This window comes from Roseateles sp. FW305-36, from assembly GCF_058787015.1.
This window is the reverse complement of record NZ_JBYSZK010000012.1, coordinates 66,700-83,028: the sequence shown is the minus strand read 5'-3', so window position 1 is coordinate 83,028 and position 16,329 is coordinate 66,700. Positions and strand designations below refer to the sequence as shown.

15 protein-coding genes are annotated in these 16,329 nt (G+C 69.6%); 13 read left to right on the top strand and 2 right to left on the bottom strand.

Annotated features, from left to right (window positions below; genetic code table 11):
* Window positions 1–67 precede the first annotated feature (67 nt).
* The 10 genes from AC3WOE_RS21045 to AC3WOE_RS21000 all read left to right on the top strand — a co-directional run bounded on the left by AC3WOE_RS21045 (window position 68) and on the right by AC3WOE_RS21000 (window position 11,141).
* The gene (locus AC3WOE_RS21045) at window positions 68–436 is read left to right on the top strand and encodes a response regulator (RefSeq protein ID WP_492693224.1); all 369 of its coding nucleotides are present in this window, start codon (window positions 68–70) and stop codon (window positions 434–436) included.
* 179 nt (window positions 437–615) lie between these two features.
* Window positions 616–4,071 carry a response regulator gene (locus AC3WOE_RS21040; protein ID WP_492693223.1) on the top strand — a complete coding sequence of 1,152 codons (3,456 nt, stop codon included), beginning with the start codon at window positions 616–618 and terminating at the stop codon, window positions 4,069–4,071.
* Window positions 4,071–4,889, top strand: coding sequence for a CheR family methyltransferase (locus tag AC3WOE_RS21035; RefSeq protein ID WP_492693221.1), 819 nt, complete (start codon window positions 4,071–4,073; stop codon window positions 4,887–4,889). The genes AC3WOE_RS21040 and AC3WOE_RS21035 overlap by 1 nt, the downstream gene beginning before the upstream one ends.
* Window positions 4,886–5,482 (top strand): chemotaxis protein CheB, encoded by a 597-nt coding sequence (locus tag AC3WOE_RS21030; RefSeq protein ID WP_492693220.1) that lies wholly within the window; start codon window positions 4,886–4,888, stop codon window positions 5,480–5,482. The genes AC3WOE_RS21035 and AC3WOE_RS21030 overlap by 4 nt, the downstream gene beginning before the upstream one ends.
* A complete protein-coding gene (locus AC3WOE_RS21025; protein WP_492693219.1) occupies window positions 5,479–6,672 on the top strand; it encodes a hybrid sensor histidine kinase/response regulator in 1,194 nt (397 codons plus the stop codon). The genes AC3WOE_RS21030 and AC3WOE_RS21025 overlap by 4 nt, the downstream gene beginning before the upstream one ends.
* Window positions 6,673–6,878: 206 nt before the next feature.
* A complete protein-coding gene (locus tag AC3WOE_RS21020; RefSeq protein ID WP_492693217.1) occupies window positions 6,879–8,108 on the top strand; it encodes a cytochrome-c peroxidase in 1,230 nt (409 codons plus the stop codon).
* Between the two features lie 30 nt (window positions 8,109–8,138).
* Complete coding sequence (locus AC3WOE_RS21015) at window positions 8,139–9,443, top strand: hypothetical protein (RefSeq protein WP_492693216.1); 1,305 nt, start codon at window positions 8,139–8,141, stop codon at window positions 9,441–9,443.
* The gene (locus AC3WOE_RS21010; protein WP_492693215.1) at window positions 9,443–9,946 is read left to right on the top strand and encodes an FMN-binding protein; all 504 of its coding nucleotides are present in this window, start codon (window positions 9,443–9,445) and stop codon (window positions 9,944–9,946) included. Before AC3WOE_RS21015 ends, AC3WOE_RS21010 begins: the two co-directional genes overlap by 1 nt.
* 5 nt (window positions 9,947–9,951) lie before the next feature.
* The gene (locus AC3WOE_RS21005; protein ID WP_492693213.1) at window positions 9,952–10,665 is read left to right on the top strand and encodes an FAD:protein FMN transferase; all 714 of its coding nucleotides are present in this window, start codon (window positions 9,952–9,954) and stop codon (window positions 10,663–10,665) included.
* Window positions 10,662–11,141 (top strand): DUF4405 domain-containing protein, encoded by a 480-nt coding sequence (locus AC3WOE_RS21000; protein WP_492693211.1) that lies wholly within the window; start codon window positions 10,662–10,664, stop codon window positions 11,139–11,141. The genes AC3WOE_RS21005 and AC3WOE_RS21000 overlap by 4 nt, the downstream gene beginning before the upstream one ends.
* Before the next feature lie 22 nt (window positions 11,142–11,163).
* On the opposite strand, the gene AC3WOE_RS20995 is transcribed toward AC3WOE_RS21000, so the two are convergent.
* Window positions 11,164–12,837, bottom strand: a complete 1,674-nt coding sequence (locus AC3WOE_RS20995; protein ID WP_492693210.1) for a methyl-accepting chemotaxis protein — start codon at window positions 12,835–12,837, stop codon at window positions 11,164–11,166.
* A 112-nt stretch (window positions 12,838–12,949) separates the two neighbouring features.
* Here AC3WOE_RS20995 and AC3WOE_RS20990 point away from each other — a divergent pair, with 112 nt between their 5' ends.
* Window positions 12,950–13,516 carry a hypothetical protein gene (locus tag AC3WOE_RS20990; RefSeq protein ID WP_492693208.1) on the top strand — a complete coding sequence of 189 codons (567 nt, stop codon included), beginning with the start codon at window positions 12,950–12,952 and terminating at the stop codon, window positions 13,514–13,516.
* Here the strand turns inward: AC3WOE_RS20990 and AC3WOE_RS20985 are convergent.
* A complete protein-coding gene (locus AC3WOE_RS20985; RefSeq protein ID WP_492693206.1) occupies window positions 13,499–14,518 on the bottom strand; it encodes a LacI family DNA-binding transcriptional regulator in 1,020 nt (339 codons plus the stop codon). The two genes, AC3WOE_RS20990 and AC3WOE_RS20985, sit on opposite strands and share 18 nt — an antisense overlap.
* A 176-nt stretch (window positions 14,519–14,694) precedes the next feature.
* Between AC3WOE_RS20985 and AC3WOE_RS20980 the strand changes: the two genes are divergently transcribed.
* A complete protein-coding gene (locus AC3WOE_RS20980; protein ID WP_492693205.1) occupies window positions 14,695–15,072 on the top strand; it encodes a YciI family protein in 378 nt (125 codons plus the stop codon).
* A 15-nt stretch (window positions 15,073–15,087) separates the two neighbouring features.
* Window positions 15,088–16,311 carry an MFS transporter gene (locus AC3WOE_RS20975; RefSeq protein WP_492693203.1) on the top strand — a complete coding sequence of 408 codons (1,224 nt, stop codon included), beginning with the start codon at window positions 15,088–15,090 and terminating at the stop codon, window positions 16,309–16,311.
* Window positions 16,312–16,329 lie beyond the last annotated feature (18 nt).

Here is a 16,329-nt window from a genome sequence, read left to right as displayed (position 1 = left end):
TCAGGCGGCCGACCCAATGGCGGGTCGGTATCAGGCAGCGCCGCCACTGGGACCAGAGGAGAGCGTCATGGCGATGGAGGACATCCGGGTAGTACTGGTCGACGACGACCTGGACGCCTGCGAATCGTTGAGCGAGTTGCTCCGGGAGGACGGCTACAGCGTGCGCTTCGCCACCAATGCCAAGGACGCCGTGACCGCCGTGGACGAGTACCGGCCCGTCTGCGCCCTGGTCGATCTGGGCCTGCCCGACCTGGACGGCGTGGAGCTGTCCAGGCGCCTGCGCGAGAGCTACGGGGCCGACCTCGTCCTCATCGCCGTGACCGGACGCAGCGGCGCCAAGGCCCATGACGAGGCCATGCGGGCCGGCATCGACCATGTGCTGAGCAAGCCGCTGTCGGTAGAAAGACTGAGACGTTTCTTCCCGCCGCGTGGATGAGTTGACGGCAAATTTTGCCGATTGCCCTGCCACCACCGCCCGGCCCGGTCCGCCTCGGGCCGTCTTTCCCTTGACCTGAAGACCGCCCGCGGTTCGCGACCGGATCGGCATGCGTCTTGCGTCGTGCCTGGGTTCGCGTGAGGGCCAGTGGGGGCACGCTCACGACATCAAGGCAAGCGATGAACGAGACCAGCGCCGAAGACACGAGTCAATTCAAACGCATCCTCACCCGCAATCTCGCCATTCCGCTGGCGATGGGCCTGGGCAGCATCATCGTTTTCGTCGGCCTGCTGTGGCATCTCGTCGGCCTGCTGAACTGGGTGGATCACACCCACCGCATGGTGGCCAAGGGGCATGAGCTGGCCGCCCTGATCGTCGACCAGGAAAGCGGCATGCGCGGCTTCGCCATCGCCGGCGATGAGAGCTTCCTGGCCCCCTATGTGCTGGGCCAGTCCAAGTTCAGCGCCGAACTGCGGGGCGCCCAGCAACTGGCGGCCGACAACCCGAACCAGGTGGACCGGCTGCGCCGCGTGGACGCGCTGGCGCAGCGCTGGAACGATTTCGCGCAGAAGATCATCGACATGCGTCGTCGCGGCGAGGCCGTGGACGAGTCCATCCGCCTGCAGACCGGCAAGCAGCTGATGGACGAGATCCGCCGTGAGCTGCGGGCCTTCGGCGAAAACGAACTGCGCCTGCTGCGCGAGCGCAACGAGGACGCGCAGAACGGCATGTGGACGGCCGTGGGCGGCTATATCGCGCTGCTGCTGCTGGCCAGCGGCGCGATCGCCCTGGCCGGGCGGCGCGACGTGCTGACCCTGTCGCGCGAGTATGGCGCGGCCCTCAACGACGCCCGCCAGACGGCCGTCGACAACGAGGAGCGCGCCTGGCTGCGTGGTGCCCAGGCCGAGCTGGGCGAGCAGCTGGCGAGCGAGCCCGCGGCGGCCGGCATCGGCGAGCGCACGCTGGCCTTCCTGGCCGAGCGCATCGGTGCCGTCGTCTCGGCCGCCTTCGTGCGCGGTGACGATGGCCGCCTGCACCGGGTGGCCGCTCACGGCCTGGCGGCGGACGACGCCGAGCCCCTCGATGCCGAGAACGGCTTGCTCGCCCAGGTCTGGCGCGACGCCCGGACCCTGCGTCTGCCCGGCCTGAAGGCCGACTTCCTGAAGGTGGCCACCAGCCTCGGCGAGGCGCTGCCCCAGGAAATCATGCTCGTGCCGGCGATGAACGAAGGTCGCGTCAACGGCGTGCTGGAGCTGGGCTTCATGGGCGCTCCGGACGCACGCGCCCTCGCCCTGCTCGAACAGCTGCAGACGACGCTGGGCGCGCTGATCGACGCCGCCCACTTCCGCCACCGGCTGCAGCTGTCCGTCGAGGAGACCCGCCAGCTCAACGAGGAGCTGCAGGTGCAGCAGGAAGAGCTGCGCTCCGCCAACGAGGAGCTCAGCGAGCAGGCCCGCGTGCTGAGCGAATCCCAGCTGAACCTGGAGGAGCAGCGCGCCGAGCTCGAGCAGACCAATGTGCAGCTCGGCGAGCAGGCCGAGACCCTGTCGCGCCGCAATGCCGCCCTGGGCCAGGCCCAGGCCGAGCTGAGGGAGCGCGCGCTGGAGCTGCAGCGCGCCAGCCGCTACAAGAGCGAATTCCTGGCCAACATGTCGCACGAGCTGCGCACGCCGCTGAACAGCTCGCTGATCCTGTCCAAGCTGCTGGCGGAGAACCGCCCCGGCAACCTGAGCGCCGAGCAGCTCAAGTTCGCGACCACCATCCACTCGGCCGGCCAGGACCTGCTGACGCTGATCAACGACATCCTGGACCTGTCCAAGGTCGAGGCCGGCAAGATGGAGGTCACGCCGCGCACGCTGGACCTGCGCGCCCTGGCCGAAGCCATGCGCCGCACCTTCCAGCCCCTGGCCCAGGACAAGCAGCTGCGCTTCGACATCCAGCTCGCTCCCGGCCTGCCGCCCACCATCATCAGCGATGGCCAGCGCGTCGAGCAGGTGCTGCGCAATCTGCTGTCCAACGCCATCAAGTTCACGGAGAAGGGCTCGGTGACCCTCGCCATCGAGCCGCGTGACGCTCGCATCGGCATGGTCGTGACGGACACCGGCATCGGCATCCCGGCGGCCCAGCACCAGCGCGTCTTCGAGGCCTTCCACCAGGGCGACGGCGCCTTGAACCGGCGCTTCGGCGGTACCGGCCTGGGCCTGTCGATCTCGCGCCAGCTCGCCGGCCTGCTCGGTGGCGATCTGCATCTCAGCAGCATCGAAGGCCAGGGCAGCCAGTTCACCCTGATCCTGCCGGTCCAGATGCCGGAAGCCCCGCGCGCCGACGACTCGACCGTTGCGCAACCCGCAGCCTGGCTTGCACCGACCGCCGCGCCCCTTGCCGACGAGCCGCCGGCGCCGGCGTTCGACGACGACCGCCCCCAGCTGACGCCCGACGCCACGCCGCGCCGCCTGGCCCTGGTGGTGGAAGACGACGCCAATTTCGCCGGCATCCTCTACGACCTGGCGCACGAGATGCAGTACCGCTGCATCGTCGCCACCCACGGTCGCGAGGCCCTGGAGCTGGCCAGCACCCACCTGCCCCAGGCCATCCTGCTCGACGTCCGCCTGCCGGACGGCTCCGGCCTGTCGGTGCTGCAGCGGCTCAAGGAGGACCCGCGCACCCGCCACATCCCCGTGCACATCATTGCCGGCGAGGACTTCCGCGACGTGGCCCTGCCCATGGGCGCCGTCGGCACCGCCATCAAGCCGACGACACGCGACGAGCTGGTCGACATCTTCCACAAGCTGGAGCGCCACGGCGCCGATCAGATCCGCCGCCTGCTGCTGGTGGAGGACGACCAGCGCCAGCGCGAGAGCATCGCCCACCTGATCGGCGACGACGAGGTCGAGGTGGTGGCCGTGGAGCGCGGCGAGGAGGCGCTGAAGCTGCTGGACGAGCAGCATTTCGACTGCATGATCATCGACTTGAAGCTGCCCGACATGGACGGCACCGAGCTGCTGTCGCGCATGGCCGCGCGCAGCCTCGAGAAGACGCCGCCGCCCGTCATCGTCTACACCGGCCGCCACCTCAGCCGCGAGGAAGAAGCGCAGCTGAACCGCTACTCGCGCTCCATCATCATCAAGGGCGCGCGCTCGCCCGAGCGCCTGCTGGACGAGGTGACCCTGTTCCTGCACAAGGTCGAGTCGCGCATGCCCGCCGAGCAGCGCGACATGCTGCGCACCGCACGCAACCGCGAGCTGGTGTTCGAGGGCCGCAAGGTGCTGCTGGTGGACGACGACGCGCGCAACATCTTCGCCTTGACCAGCGTGCTGGAGCAGCGCGGCCTGACTGTCGAACCGGCCCGCAACGGCGTCGAGGCGCTGGAGAAGCTGGCGGCCCAGAGCGACATCGACATCGTGCTGATGGACGTCATGATGCCGGTCATGGACGGCCTGGAGGCCACGCGCCGTATCCGCGCCGACGCCCGCTGGAGCAAGCTGCCCGTCATCGCCATCACGGCCAAGGCCATGCGCGACGACCAGGAGCAATGCCGCCGCGCCGGCGCCAACGACTATCTCGCCAAGCCGCTGGATCCGGATCGCCTGATGTCGCTGCTGCGCGTCTGGCTGCCGGGCATCGAGGGCCGCTGATGCCGCATTCCGTCGTCGACATCGAGGTGCGCCTGCTGATGGAGGCCATCTACACGCGCTACAACCACGACTTCCGCGAGTACTCGGGCGCCTCGCAGAAGCGCCGCGTGCTGCACGCCATGGAGCAGCTGAAGTGCGACTCGGTCTCGGCCCTGCAGGGCCTGGTGCTGCGCGATGCCGCCGCCTTCGCCAAGCTGCTGGAGATGCTGACCATCCCCTTCACGGAGATGTTCCGCGAGCCGGAGTTCTTCCTGGCCCTGCGCCAGCATGTGATGCCGGTGCTGCACACCTACCCGTCGCTGAAGATCTGGGTGGCCGGTTGCGCCAGCGGCGAGGAGGTCTATTCGCTGGCCATCCTGCTGCAGGAGGAAGGCCTGCTGGAACGCAGCCTCATCTACGCCACCGACATCAACCCCGCCGCGCTGGAGCGCGCGCGCCAGGGCATCTTCCCCGTCAGCGAGCTGCAGCAGTACACGCGCAACTACCAGGCGGCCGGTGGCACGGCCGGCTTCTCCAACTACTACACGGCCGCCTACGACGCTGCCCGCTTCGACCGCGAGCTGTGCCGCCACGTCACCTTCGCCGACCACAGCCTGGCCACCGACAACGTCTTCTCCGAGACCCACCTGATCTGCTGCCGCAACGTGCTGATCTACTTCAACCGCAAGCTGCAGGATCGCGCCATCGGCCTGTTCTCGCAGTCGCTGTGCCACCGCGGCTTCCTCGGCATCGGCAGCAAGGAGAGCCTGGACTTCTGCGCCCGCGGCGCCGACTTCGAGCCCGTGGCCTTGCGCGAGCGCCTTTTTCGCAAGCGATGAAGAACAGCCCGTCACGCGACATCGAACTCGTTGTCGTCGGCGCCTCGGCAGGCGGCGTCTCGGCCCTGCTGGCCCTGCTTGCACCGCTGCCCGCCAGCTATGCCTTGCCCATCGTTGCGGTGCTGCATCTGCTGCCGCGCCACCGCAGCCAGCTCGACAGCGTGCTCGGCAGCCATCTGACACTGCCGGTTCGCGAACCTGCCGACAAGGAGGCCGTCCAGCCCGGCACGGTCTATGTCGCGAGCGCGGACTACCACCTGCTGCTGGAGTCCGACCGCAGCTTCGCCTTCAGCAGCGACCCGCCCGTCGGTTTCGCCCGGCCCTCCATCGACGTGCTGATGATCTCGGCCGCCGACGCCTACGGCCCGGCCCTGGCCGGCGTGCTGCTGACCGGCGCCAACATGGACGGCGCCGAAGGCATGGCCGCCATCCATGCCCGCGGCGGCCTCACCCTCGTGCAGTTGCCCGCAGATGCTGCCGTGCCCACCATGCCCGAGGCGGCCATCGCACGCTGCCAGCCCGACCACATCCTTCCCTTGAAAGGCATCCAGCACATGTTGCTCCGCCTCGGCGCTGCCGGAGGCGGCGCATGACCACCACCGCACGCCCCGACGTCGCCAAGCTGCTCATCGTCGACGACCTGCCCGAGAACCTGCTGGCGCTGGAGGCCCTGCTGCGCGACGAACGCCTGGAAGTTCACACGGCCACGTCCGGCGACGAAGCGCTGTCGCTGCTGCTCGAACATGAATTCGCCATGGCCCTGCTGGACGTGCAGATGCCCGGCATGTCGGGCTTCGAGCTGGCCGAGCTGATCCGCGGCAGCTCGCGCACCCAGCACCTGCCCATCGTCTTCGTCAGCGCGGCCGACCGCGAGCAGTCCTACACCTTCCGCGGCTACGAGAACGGCGCCGTCGACTTCCTCTACAAGCCCCTGGACGCCCACGCGGTCAAGAGCAAGGTCCGCGTCTTCACCGAACTGCACCTGAAGAGCCGCGAGCTGCGCCGCCAGCTGCTGGAACTGGAGGCCGCGCGCGCGGAGCAGGAACGTCTGCTGGCGACGCTGCAGCACACCCAGGCCGAGCTGCAGCGCGCGCTGGCGATGCGGGATGAGTTCATGTCCATGGTCTCGCACGAGCTGCGCACGCCGCTGAGCGTGATGACGCTGGACGTGGTGATGCGCAAGGAGAAGTTGAACAAAGGCAAGCTCGACTGGTTCAGTCCCGAGCGCCTGCAGGCCATGGTGGCGCGCGACGATCGCCAGCTGCGCAGCATGACCCGCCTCATCGACGACATGCTGGACATCTCGCGCATCCAGCACGGCAAGCTGTCCATCCAGCCGCGCCGCACCAATCTCGGCGAACTCGCCCGCCATGTGGTGGCCGATTTCGACGTGCACTATCGCGAGGTGCCCCTGCGGGTGGAGGTGGTCGAAGACATCGTCGGTGAGTGGGACGACAGCCGCATCGGCCAGGTCCTCGTCAACCTGCTGAGCAATGCGCTGCGCTATGGCGAGGGCAAGCCCGTGCAGATGGAGGCGCGCCGCACGCCCGAGGGCATGGCCTTGCTGGCGGTGACCGACCAGGGTGCCGGCATCGCGCCCGAAGACCAGCAGCGCATCTTCGAGCAGTTCGAACGCGGTGCTGCGGCCCACAACTCCCCGGGCATGGGCCTGGGTCTCTTCATCAGCCGTTATTTCGTCGAGGCCCACGGCGGCAGCCTGACGGTGAAGAGCGCGCCGGGTGCGGGGGCGCGTTTCGAGGTCAGATTGCCGATGTCGTCGTAGGCGCGGGCCTCGCGCCTCTGCTTGCCCGACCGGGAGGCTTGTCACCACGGGGGCATGGCGGTCTCCGGGTGCTGGCAAGCCACCACCAGGCGACGCTGGCACGGCCCTCGATGCGGAGCGCCGCGCTGCGCCCCCTAAGTTCGACAGCCGGCTGAAAGCCAGGTCAAAATATAATTGCGAATTATTCTCATTAGCAATCCGGAGGCGTGCGCCGACGGTTCGACGGTGGCGGCATGCTGAACTGGACATCATGGAGGGGCAGGCTCGCCCTGCTGGCGGCAGCGGCCTGGCTGGCGGGCTGCGGCGGTGGAGGCGGCAATGCGGCGGCGACGGCCAGCGCCCCGGAAGAAGCCACGCTGTCGGCCCAGGCGGCGCTGGGCGAGAAGATCTTCAACGACGCCTCGCTGTCCGCCTCCGGACGCCAGTCCTGCGCGAGCTGCCACGACGCCAGCCAGGCCCATTCGCCCACCAACGCGCTGCCCACCCAGCTCGGCGGCCCGCTGCTGGACCAGCAGGGCCGGCGCAGCTCACCGTCGATCAACTACCTGAGCTTCAACAGCGCCTTCCATTTCGCGGCCGACGGCACGCCCACCGGCGGCTTCTTCTGGGATGGCCGCGCCGCGTCGCTGCAGGCCCAGGCCGCCGCGCCCTTCGTCAATGCCTTTGAAATGGCCAACACCGACGTCGCCGACGTCGTCGCCAAGCTGGCGCGTGCGAGCTACGCCAACGAGTTCAAGCAGGTCTTCGGCGCCGACATCCTGAGCCGCCCCGCCGACGCGATGGACCGCATGACGCTGGCCTTGTCGCAGTACCAGAAGGAGGACGCCGACTTCCGCAGCTTCTCCAGCAAGTACGACGAGTTCCTGCGCGGCAAGGCGAGCCTGAGCGGGCAGGAACTGCGCGGCCTGGCCCTGTTCAACAACCCGAACAAGGGCAACTGCCAGGCCTGCCACCCCTCCGCCAAGGGCGCCGACGGCAGCTTCCCGCTGTTCACCGACTTCAGCTACGACAACCTCGGCGTGCCGCGCAACCCGGCCATCGCACGCAATGCCGACCCGGCCTATTTCGACCTCGGCCTGTGCGAACGCCCCGACATGGCCGCCCGCACCGACCTCTGCGGCGCCTTCAAGGTGCCCTCGCTGCGCAACGTCGCCAGACGCCAGGTGTTCTTCCACAACGGCCGCTTCACGACGCTGAAGGAGGCGCTGACCTTCTATGTGCAGCGCGACACCAACCCCGAGAAGTGGTACCCGCTCAATGCCGACGGCAGCGTGCGCAAGTTCGACGACCTGCCGGCCGCCTATGCCGGCAACGTCAACACGACCGAGGTGCCCTACAACCGCAAGCCGGGCGACGCACCGGCGCTGACTGACGCCGAGATCGACGACGTCATCACCTTCCTGCGCACGCTGAACGACGGCTACGCGCCGCGCTGATCCTCCAGAAATACAAGTCCCGGAATCGTCATGAACACCAACCGCACGCACGTCCGCAGCCTGCTGGCTGCCGCCCTCGCCCTGGCCCTGGGCAGCGCCCAGGCCCAGACCGCCACCGAGGCCGAACTGGCCCGCAAGCTGGACCAGCTCGCCGCCGAACTCGCCGCCGTCAAGGCCCAGCTCGTGCAACTGCAGCAGCAGCGCGCGGCCCAGCCCGCCCAGCCCGCGCCCGCCGCTGTCGCAGCGCCAGGTCCCGCCCCCGCTGCCATGGCCGAGACGCCGCGCGCCGAGCCCGCCACGGTGCTGACGAGCTATGGCGAGATCAACTACAACCGCCCCACCAAGGCGAGCCAGAACGCCCAGGCCGACATCCGCCGCTTCGTGCTCGGCTACCAGCACCGCTTCGACGAGAAGACCAAGGTCGTCACCGAGCTCGAGGTCGAGCACGCCGTGTCCTCGGCCAGCGACCCTGGCGAGGTCGAGGTCGAGCAGGCCTATATCGAGCACCAGATCAGCCCCAATCTGGCATTGCGGGCCGGCCTCTTCCTGATGCCCGTCGGCCTGCTCAACGAGAACCACGAGCCCACGGCCTTCTACGGCGTGGAGCGCAACTTCGTCGAGACGGCCATCATCCCCAGCACCTGGCGCGAAGGCGGCATCCAGCTGGTCGGCAGCTTCGACAACGGCCTGACGCTGCAAGGCGGCCTGACGACCAGCTTCGACCTGAACAAATGGGACGCGACGTCCACCGAGGGTCGCGAGTCGCCGCTGGGCAGCATCCACCAGGAGATGGCCCTGGCCAAGAGCCATGACGTGGCAATGTTCGGCGCCGCCAACTGGCGCGGCATCCCGGGCCTGCTGCTGGGCGGCTCGGTGTTCAGCGGCCAGGGCTCGCAGGCCCAGGCGGTCGTCAAGTCACGCATCACGCTGTGGGACGTGCATGCGCGCTGGACGCCCGGCCGCTGGGACTTCTCCACCGTCTACACGCGCGGCAGCATCAGCAACACGGCGGCACTGAACACGCCGCTGGTTGGCAATGACACGCTGATCCCGAAGAGCTTCGACGGCTTCTATGTGCAGGGCGCCTACAAGCTCTGGTCCAGCGGCGACTACGCCCTGCTGCCCTTCGTGCGCTGGGAGCGCTTCAACACCGCCAGGTCCTATGCCGACCTCGGCCCGGGCCTGACGCCCGACGCCGCCCGCAGCGAGCGCGTCAGCACCATCGGCGCCAATTTCAGGCTGTCGCCCAACGTCGTCTTCAAGGCCGACTACCAGCGCTTCCGCGAGACGACCGACGCCAACCGCTACAACCTCGGCGTCGGCTGGAGCTTTTGATGAAGCTGACCCTGGTGCCAGTCGCACTCGTCGCTCTCGCGCCGGCCGGCGCCTACGCAGTGAACTATCTGAACCCCGAGCAGGCGGCCCAGCTGATGTTTCCCGAGGCCGACCGCTTCGACACGCAGACGCTGGCGCCCGAGGGCGGCGGTCGGCCGCTCGGGCTGCGCGTTGCCAGGAAGGGCGGCGCCGTGCTCGGCTACGTCGTGCTGGACGAGGTCATCGGCAAGGTCGAACTCATCAGCTACGCCGTCGGCATTGCCATCGACGGCAGCGTCAAGCAGGTCGAGATCCTGGCCTACCGCGAAAGCCACGGTGGCGAGATCCGCCTGCCGGCCTGGCGCCGGCAGTTCGTCGGCAAGACGGCCGCGGCGCCGCTGCGCATCGGCGAGGACATCGCCAACATCAGCGGTGCGACGCTGAGCTGCACCCACGTCACCGACGGCGTGCGCCGCATCGTCACGGCGCTGGGCGCAGCCCGCCGCGCCGGCAGCGTCGCTTAACCAGCATGCAGCGGCGTGCTCGCCCCTTGCTCGGCACGCTGGTCGAGATCGGCGCGCCTTGCGGCCACGAGGCCGGCTTCGACGCCATCGCCGCGCTGCAGACGCAGCTCTCCCGATTCGAGCCGGGCAGCGACATCGCCCGCTTCAACGCGCTGCCGGCGGGTGGCGAGCTGCAGGTCGGCGCCTTCGCCGTCGACGTGCTCACGGCCGCGCGCCAGCTGCAGCTCGACAGCGAAGGCCTGTTCGACATCAGCCTCGGCAGCGGCCCCGAGGCCTGGCGCCTCGACGGCGACCGGCTGCACAAGCTCGAGCGCGACGTCGCCCTGGATCTCGGCGGCATCGCCAAGGGCCAGGCCGTCGACCTCGCCGTGCAGGCCCTGCGCGATGCGGGCGCCGAGGCCGGCTGGGTCAATGCCGGCGGTGACCTGCGCGTGTTCGGCGACCTCGAGCTGCCCATCCTGCTGCGCGACGAAGCGGGCGGCGGCACGCGCGAATTCGCGCGCCTGGCCGATGGCGCCTTCGCCACCAGCCACTACGCGCCCGGCAGCCGCTCGGCGACGCTGCGCGCCGTGCAGGCCCATGTCAGCGTGGCCGCGCCGCTGTGCCTGTGGGCCGATGCGCTGACCAAGGTCGTCGCGCTCAGCGGCCACTGCGACCACGCTGTGCTGGCCCGCTACGATGCGGCCGCCTGGCGGCACGAAGCGCCACGCTGCACATGACCCGCCAGCACCATCCCCGCGCCCGTCCGCCGCATCCCACGCACCCGCCGCGCCACCGGCTGCCGCGCTGGCAGCGCCACACCCTGCATGTCAGCGGCGCTCTGCTGCTGCTGACCGGTGTTGGCTGGCTGGCCCTGCACTACAGCGTCGGTGCCGGGGCGGGCGAGCTGCCACATCCCCTGGAGGCCTGGTGCCTGCGTCTGCACGGCCTCGTCGCGATGCTCGGCGTCTTCGTGCTCGGGGCACTGGCGGCCGCCCACATCCCCCAGGGCTGGCGCCTGAGCCGGCGCTGGCACCTCGCGGGCCAGCAACGCACCGGCCTGCTGCTGTGTGGCCTCGCCGCTCTGCTCGTGCTGACCGGCTATCTGCTGTACTACTTCGCGCCGGATGACCTGCGGCCCGCCCTGGGCTGGACCCATGCCGGCCTCGGCATCGCGATGGCCGGCCTCACGCTCTGGCACCGGCGCGGCACCTGAAGCGCCTTGCCGGCAATGACGCTCAGAAGCTTTCCCAGTTCCCGCCTTCGTCGGCCGCCATCGTGGGCCGCGCCGGCCTGGGTGCTGGCGGACGCACGAACTTCGCTGGCGCACGCCTGGCTTGCGGCGGCGGCGGCGGCACCTCGGCGCCGAGCTTGAACTGGTCCACCACCTCCGCCAGCCGCGCCGCCTGGTGCTTCAGGCTCTCAGCCGCGGCGGCGGATTCCTCCACCAGCGCGGCGTTCTGCTGCGTGACCTGGTCGAGCTGGTTGACGGCCTCACTGACCTGGCCGATGCCCTTGGCCTGCTCGCCGCTGGCGGCGTCGATCTCGCCGATCAGGTCGGCCACGCGCTTCACATGGGCGACGATCTCGCCCATGGTGCTGCCGGCCTCGGCGACGAGCTGCGATCCGGCATCCACCTTCTCGACGCTCTGGCTGATCAGGCTCTTGATCTCCTTGGCCGCCTCGGCCGAGCGCTGCGCCAGCACGCGCACCTCGCCGGCCACGACCGCAAAACCGCGCCCCTGTTCGCCAGCGCGCGCCGCCTCCACGGCCGCATTCAGCGCCAGGATATTGGTCTGGAAGGCGATGCCGTCGATGGTCGCGATGATGTCGACGATGCGGCGCGAGCTGGTCGTGATCTCGTCCATGGTGCTGACGACACGGCCCACCACCTCGCCGCCCTTGCTAGCCACGCCGCTGGCGCTCGTGGCCAGTTGGGTGGCCGTGCGGGCGATGTCGGCGTTCTGCTTGACCGTCGCGCTCATCTCTTCCATCGACGCCGCCGTCTGCTGCAGGTTGGAGGCCTGTTCCTCGGTGCGCTGCGACAGGTCGGCATTGCCGGTGGCGATCTCCGACGAACCCGTGGCGATGGAGTCCGAGCTGTGGCGCACCTGGCTGACGATCCTGACCAGGTTCTCGTTCATCGTGCCCAGCGCTCGCAGCAGCTGCGCCACCTCGTCCTGACCCCGGACGACGACGCGCTGGCGCAGATCGCCGGTCGATACCGCCTCGGCCAGCTGCACGGCGGCGGCCACGGGCTGGGTGATGGAGCGGGTGATCAGCCAGGCCAGCACGACGCCCATGACGATGGCGAAGATGGCGGCCGACAGGGTGATCCATTCGGCGCGGCGCTGCACGGCCTGGGCGGCCTCGAACTCCTGCTGGGCCACGCGCACCTGCAGGCGCTGCAATTCGCCCAGGGTGTCCGCCACCAGCGGCGCCATCTCGGCCACCTTGCCTTCGTAGAGGGCGCGTGCCGCCTCGGCGTCGCCCTTGAGCAGGGCGGCCCGCGCCGGCGCCAGGCCCTGCTGCGCATAGCTGGTGCGCGCCGCCACGAAGCGGTCGGCCAGTTGCTTTTCCTCGTCGGTCAGCTTGGTGGCAAGGTATAGCTTCAGCAGTTCGTCGATGGCCTTGATGTTGGCGGCCATCTCCTGCGTGTGCTTCTCGACGACCGTGGGCTCGGCCTTGAGCATCATGTCGGCGAGCAGGAAGCGGTTGCGGATGGTCAGCCGGCTGATGTCACCGAGCTGGGCCAGCGGCACCGTGCGGTCCTGGTAGACGGTCTCCAGCCCCGCGGCCACCTGGGCCAGGCTGGCCCGCCCCAGCAGCGCCACGGCGGCCAGCAGGCACAGCACGACACCGAAAGCCAGGCCCAGTCGGGGCCCGATCTTGATCTGCTTCAACCAGTCCATGTCGTTCTCCCGTTAGGTGAGACCGACTCTAGGCAGGGGCCGACTGCGCTGTCAAAGGATTTGTGCAGCGCAGCACGCGGAAGGGGATGGGCAGGCAAGCTATGGTTGGGCCATGCCATTGCCTGACGCCCTGCCACCCAAGCCGGCGCCGCTGTCCTTCGAGCGCCGGCGCTGGACCGTGGTGTTCTCGTTGCCCTTCGCCTTCGTCGTGGGCCTGGCCGGGCTGTCCGCGCCCTTCCTGCTGCCGGCCATGTTCGGCGCACGGCTGGGGCTGGCCATGGGCATCTTCTTCGCGCTGATGTCCCTGGCCCTGGCGGCCAGCGTGGCCGGTCCGGCCCTGAAGGCGCTGCGGGAGCAGGGCCCGGCCCTGGTCGTCGATGCCCGCGGCATCACCGACAACTTCCATCTCCATGTCCACCTGCCCTGGAGCGCCGTCCAGTCCGCGACCGTGGACTACGGCGAGGGCGACTCATTGATGCTGACGCTGCGCCCCGGCGCCCAGCTGCCAGACGGCGGTGTGGTGCAGAAAAGTCTGTGGCGCCGCGTCCGGCGGGCCTTCAACGGCGGTGACGTGCGCATTCCGCTCGGCGGCCTGGTCTACGAGCACCGCCGCCTGCGCGACGCGCTGAAGGCGCATCTGGCACACCAGGCCGGGAGCGCCTCAGACAAAGCGCGTTGACAGCCTCACCACCAGCTCGGGCGCGGGCGCCACGGCCCGGGGCCGGCGGTGGGCCAGCAGGTCCAGCATGGCGGCGACTGCGCGGCGCCCCAGTTCGGCCGGCGACAGATTGACCGTCGTGCGCGGCGGGCAGGCATGGGCCGATGCCAGCACATCGTCGAAGCCGACCACGGACACGTCCTGCGGAATGCTCAGGCCATGCCGGCACAGCGCCTGCGCGGCGCCGGCGGCCATCTGATCGTTGGCCGCAAAGATCGCCGAGAACTCGATGCCACGGCGCAGCAGGTCTTCCGCGCCCCGCTCACCGCTGGTCTCCTGGTAGTTGCCGCGCACCACCAAGGCACGGTCCAGAGCGACGCCGGCCTCCTGCAGCGCCGCGCGATAGCCCCGCTCGCGCTCGAGGGCATCCGGGTGGCTGGGGTCGCCGGTGATGTGGGCGATGCGGCGGTGGCCACGCTGGATCAGATGCCGCGTCGCCGCGCGCGCCCCCTCGAAGTCGTTGGAGTGCAGGCAGTGCAGGCCCGGCGCCTTCAGGTCCCGGCCAGTCGCCACGACGGGCAGGTCCTGGGCCAGCTCGGTCAGGAAGCTGTCGTCCAGTGTGCCGGTCAACACGATGATGCCGTCGACGCGGCGCGCCTTCAGCGACTGCACGCAGCGCTCTTCCTCGCGCCGGTCCCAATGCCCGCTGGCGACGACGAGGCCGTAGCCGGCCTTGGACAGGGCCTCCTCGACGCCGCGCAGCGTCCAGGCATAGCAGGGGCTCTCGAAATGCTGGACGACGATGCCGATGGTGCGCGAGCGCCCGTCCGCCAGGGCCCGCGCAATGGTGTTGGGCACGAAGCCCAGGCGCGCGATCGCCGCCAGCACGGCCTCGCGTTTCTCGGGGCGCACATGGGGGGCGTTGTTGATGACTCGCGAGGCAGTCGTCGTCGACACGCCGGAGGCATCCGCCACCATGCGCAGGGTGGCGGCATGGGAGGGGGCAGAGAGATGGTTTTTCATGAAACCGGATGAAATGACAGCGTTGTCAGCTATTTTGCAATCGTGCATCAAGTTGGGCCGTTCGGCAAGCCGGGGATGAATTCAGCCGCGCTTGTCGATTTCGCGCCGCCTCGTTCGTCATGAGGGCAGACGGCGGAATCGGTCCGCCGCGATTCGAACTTGGATGGAGACCGAGCATGCGATTCCTGTCGATGATCCGCGCCGACGAAACCACCGGCCAGGCACCCAGCGAACAGCTGATGGCCGACATGGGCCAGCTGATCGATGAACTCACCCGCAGCGGCCAGCTGGTCAGCACGGCCGGCCTGCGGCCTTCGTCGGAAGGCGTGCGCGTGCGCCTGCAGCGCGGCGGCCTGCTGTCGGTGGTGGATGGCCCCTTCACCGAGACCAAGGAGGTCATCGCCGGCTTCGCCATCTTCGAGGCGCCGTCTCGCGAGGCCGCGCTGGCGCTGACGCATCGCTTCCTGAAGTTGCACGGCACGGACTGGGACATCGAGTGCGAGGTGCGCCAGCTCGACGCACCCGGCTGCGGCTGCACGCCCGCCAACGTCTGACGCGAAGGAACCGCCATGTCTTCCTGGACGAACTCCGTGCGCGAGCACTACCGCTGGGTCATCGTCGCCGCCGGCGGCCTGCTCGGCTGCGTGGCCATCGGCGCCCTCTTCTCCCTGCCCGTGCTGCTGCGGCCCATCGCGCTGGACACGGGCTGGTCCACGACAGGCATCTCCACTGCCATGACCATTGCCTTCACGGCCCTGGCCGTCGGCAGCATGGGCTGGGGCGTGCTGTCGGATCGCATCGGGCCGCGCGCCGTGGTGCTCACGGGCACGGTGCTGCTCATCGCCGGCCTGGTGCTGGCCAGCTTCGCCGGCTCGCTGGGCGGCTTCCAGCTGTGGTTCGGCGCCCTCGTCGGCGTCAGCGCCGCGGCCATCTTCGCGCCACTGATGGCCTGCGTGACCGGCTGGTTCGACACCCGTCGCAGCCTGGCCGTGTCGCTGGTCTCGGCCGGCATGGGCATGGCGCCGCTGACCATGTCGCCCCTGGTCGCCTGGCTGGTGCAGGCCCACAACTGGCGCAGCACGCTGCAGATCGTCGCGGCCGTGGTGGCCAGCGTCATGCTGCCGGCAGCGACGCTGATTCGCCGCCCACCGGCCCTCGCGGTCGAAGCTGCTGCCGGCGCGGCGCAGGAGCCCGGCCCCTCCGTCGGCCAGGCCGTGCGCTCGGCGCCCTTCCTGATCCTGGTGCTGACCAGCTTCCTGACCTGCGCGACGCATTCCGGGCCGATCTTCCACACCGTCAGCTATGCCGTCACCTGCGGCATCCCGCTGATGGCCGCCGTCTCCATCTACAGCCTGGAAGGCCTGGCCGGCATGGGCGGCCGCCTCGTCTTCGGCCTGCTCGGCGACCGCTTCGGCGCCGCTCGCACTCTGGTGCTGGCCCTGCTGGCCCAGGCCATCGTGGTGCTGGGCTATGTGTACGCCCGCGAGCTGAAGAGCTTCTACACCGTGGCCGCGCTGTTCGGCTTCACCTATGCCGGCGTGATGCCGCTGTTCGCCGTCATCGCGCGCGAGAACTTCCCGCTGCGCATGATGGGCACGGTCATCGGCGGCACCGCCATGGCCAGCAGCATCGGCATGGCCCTGGGGCCGGTGCTGGGCGGGCTGATCTACGACCAGTTCTCGACCTACCGCTGGCTCTTCATCGGCGCCTTCGCGCTGGGCATGGGTGCCTTCCTGTCGGCGCTGATGTTCATGCGCCTGCCGAGGCGGCCGCTGGCCGCCGTGCCGGCATGAGTGCGATGGGATGGATGG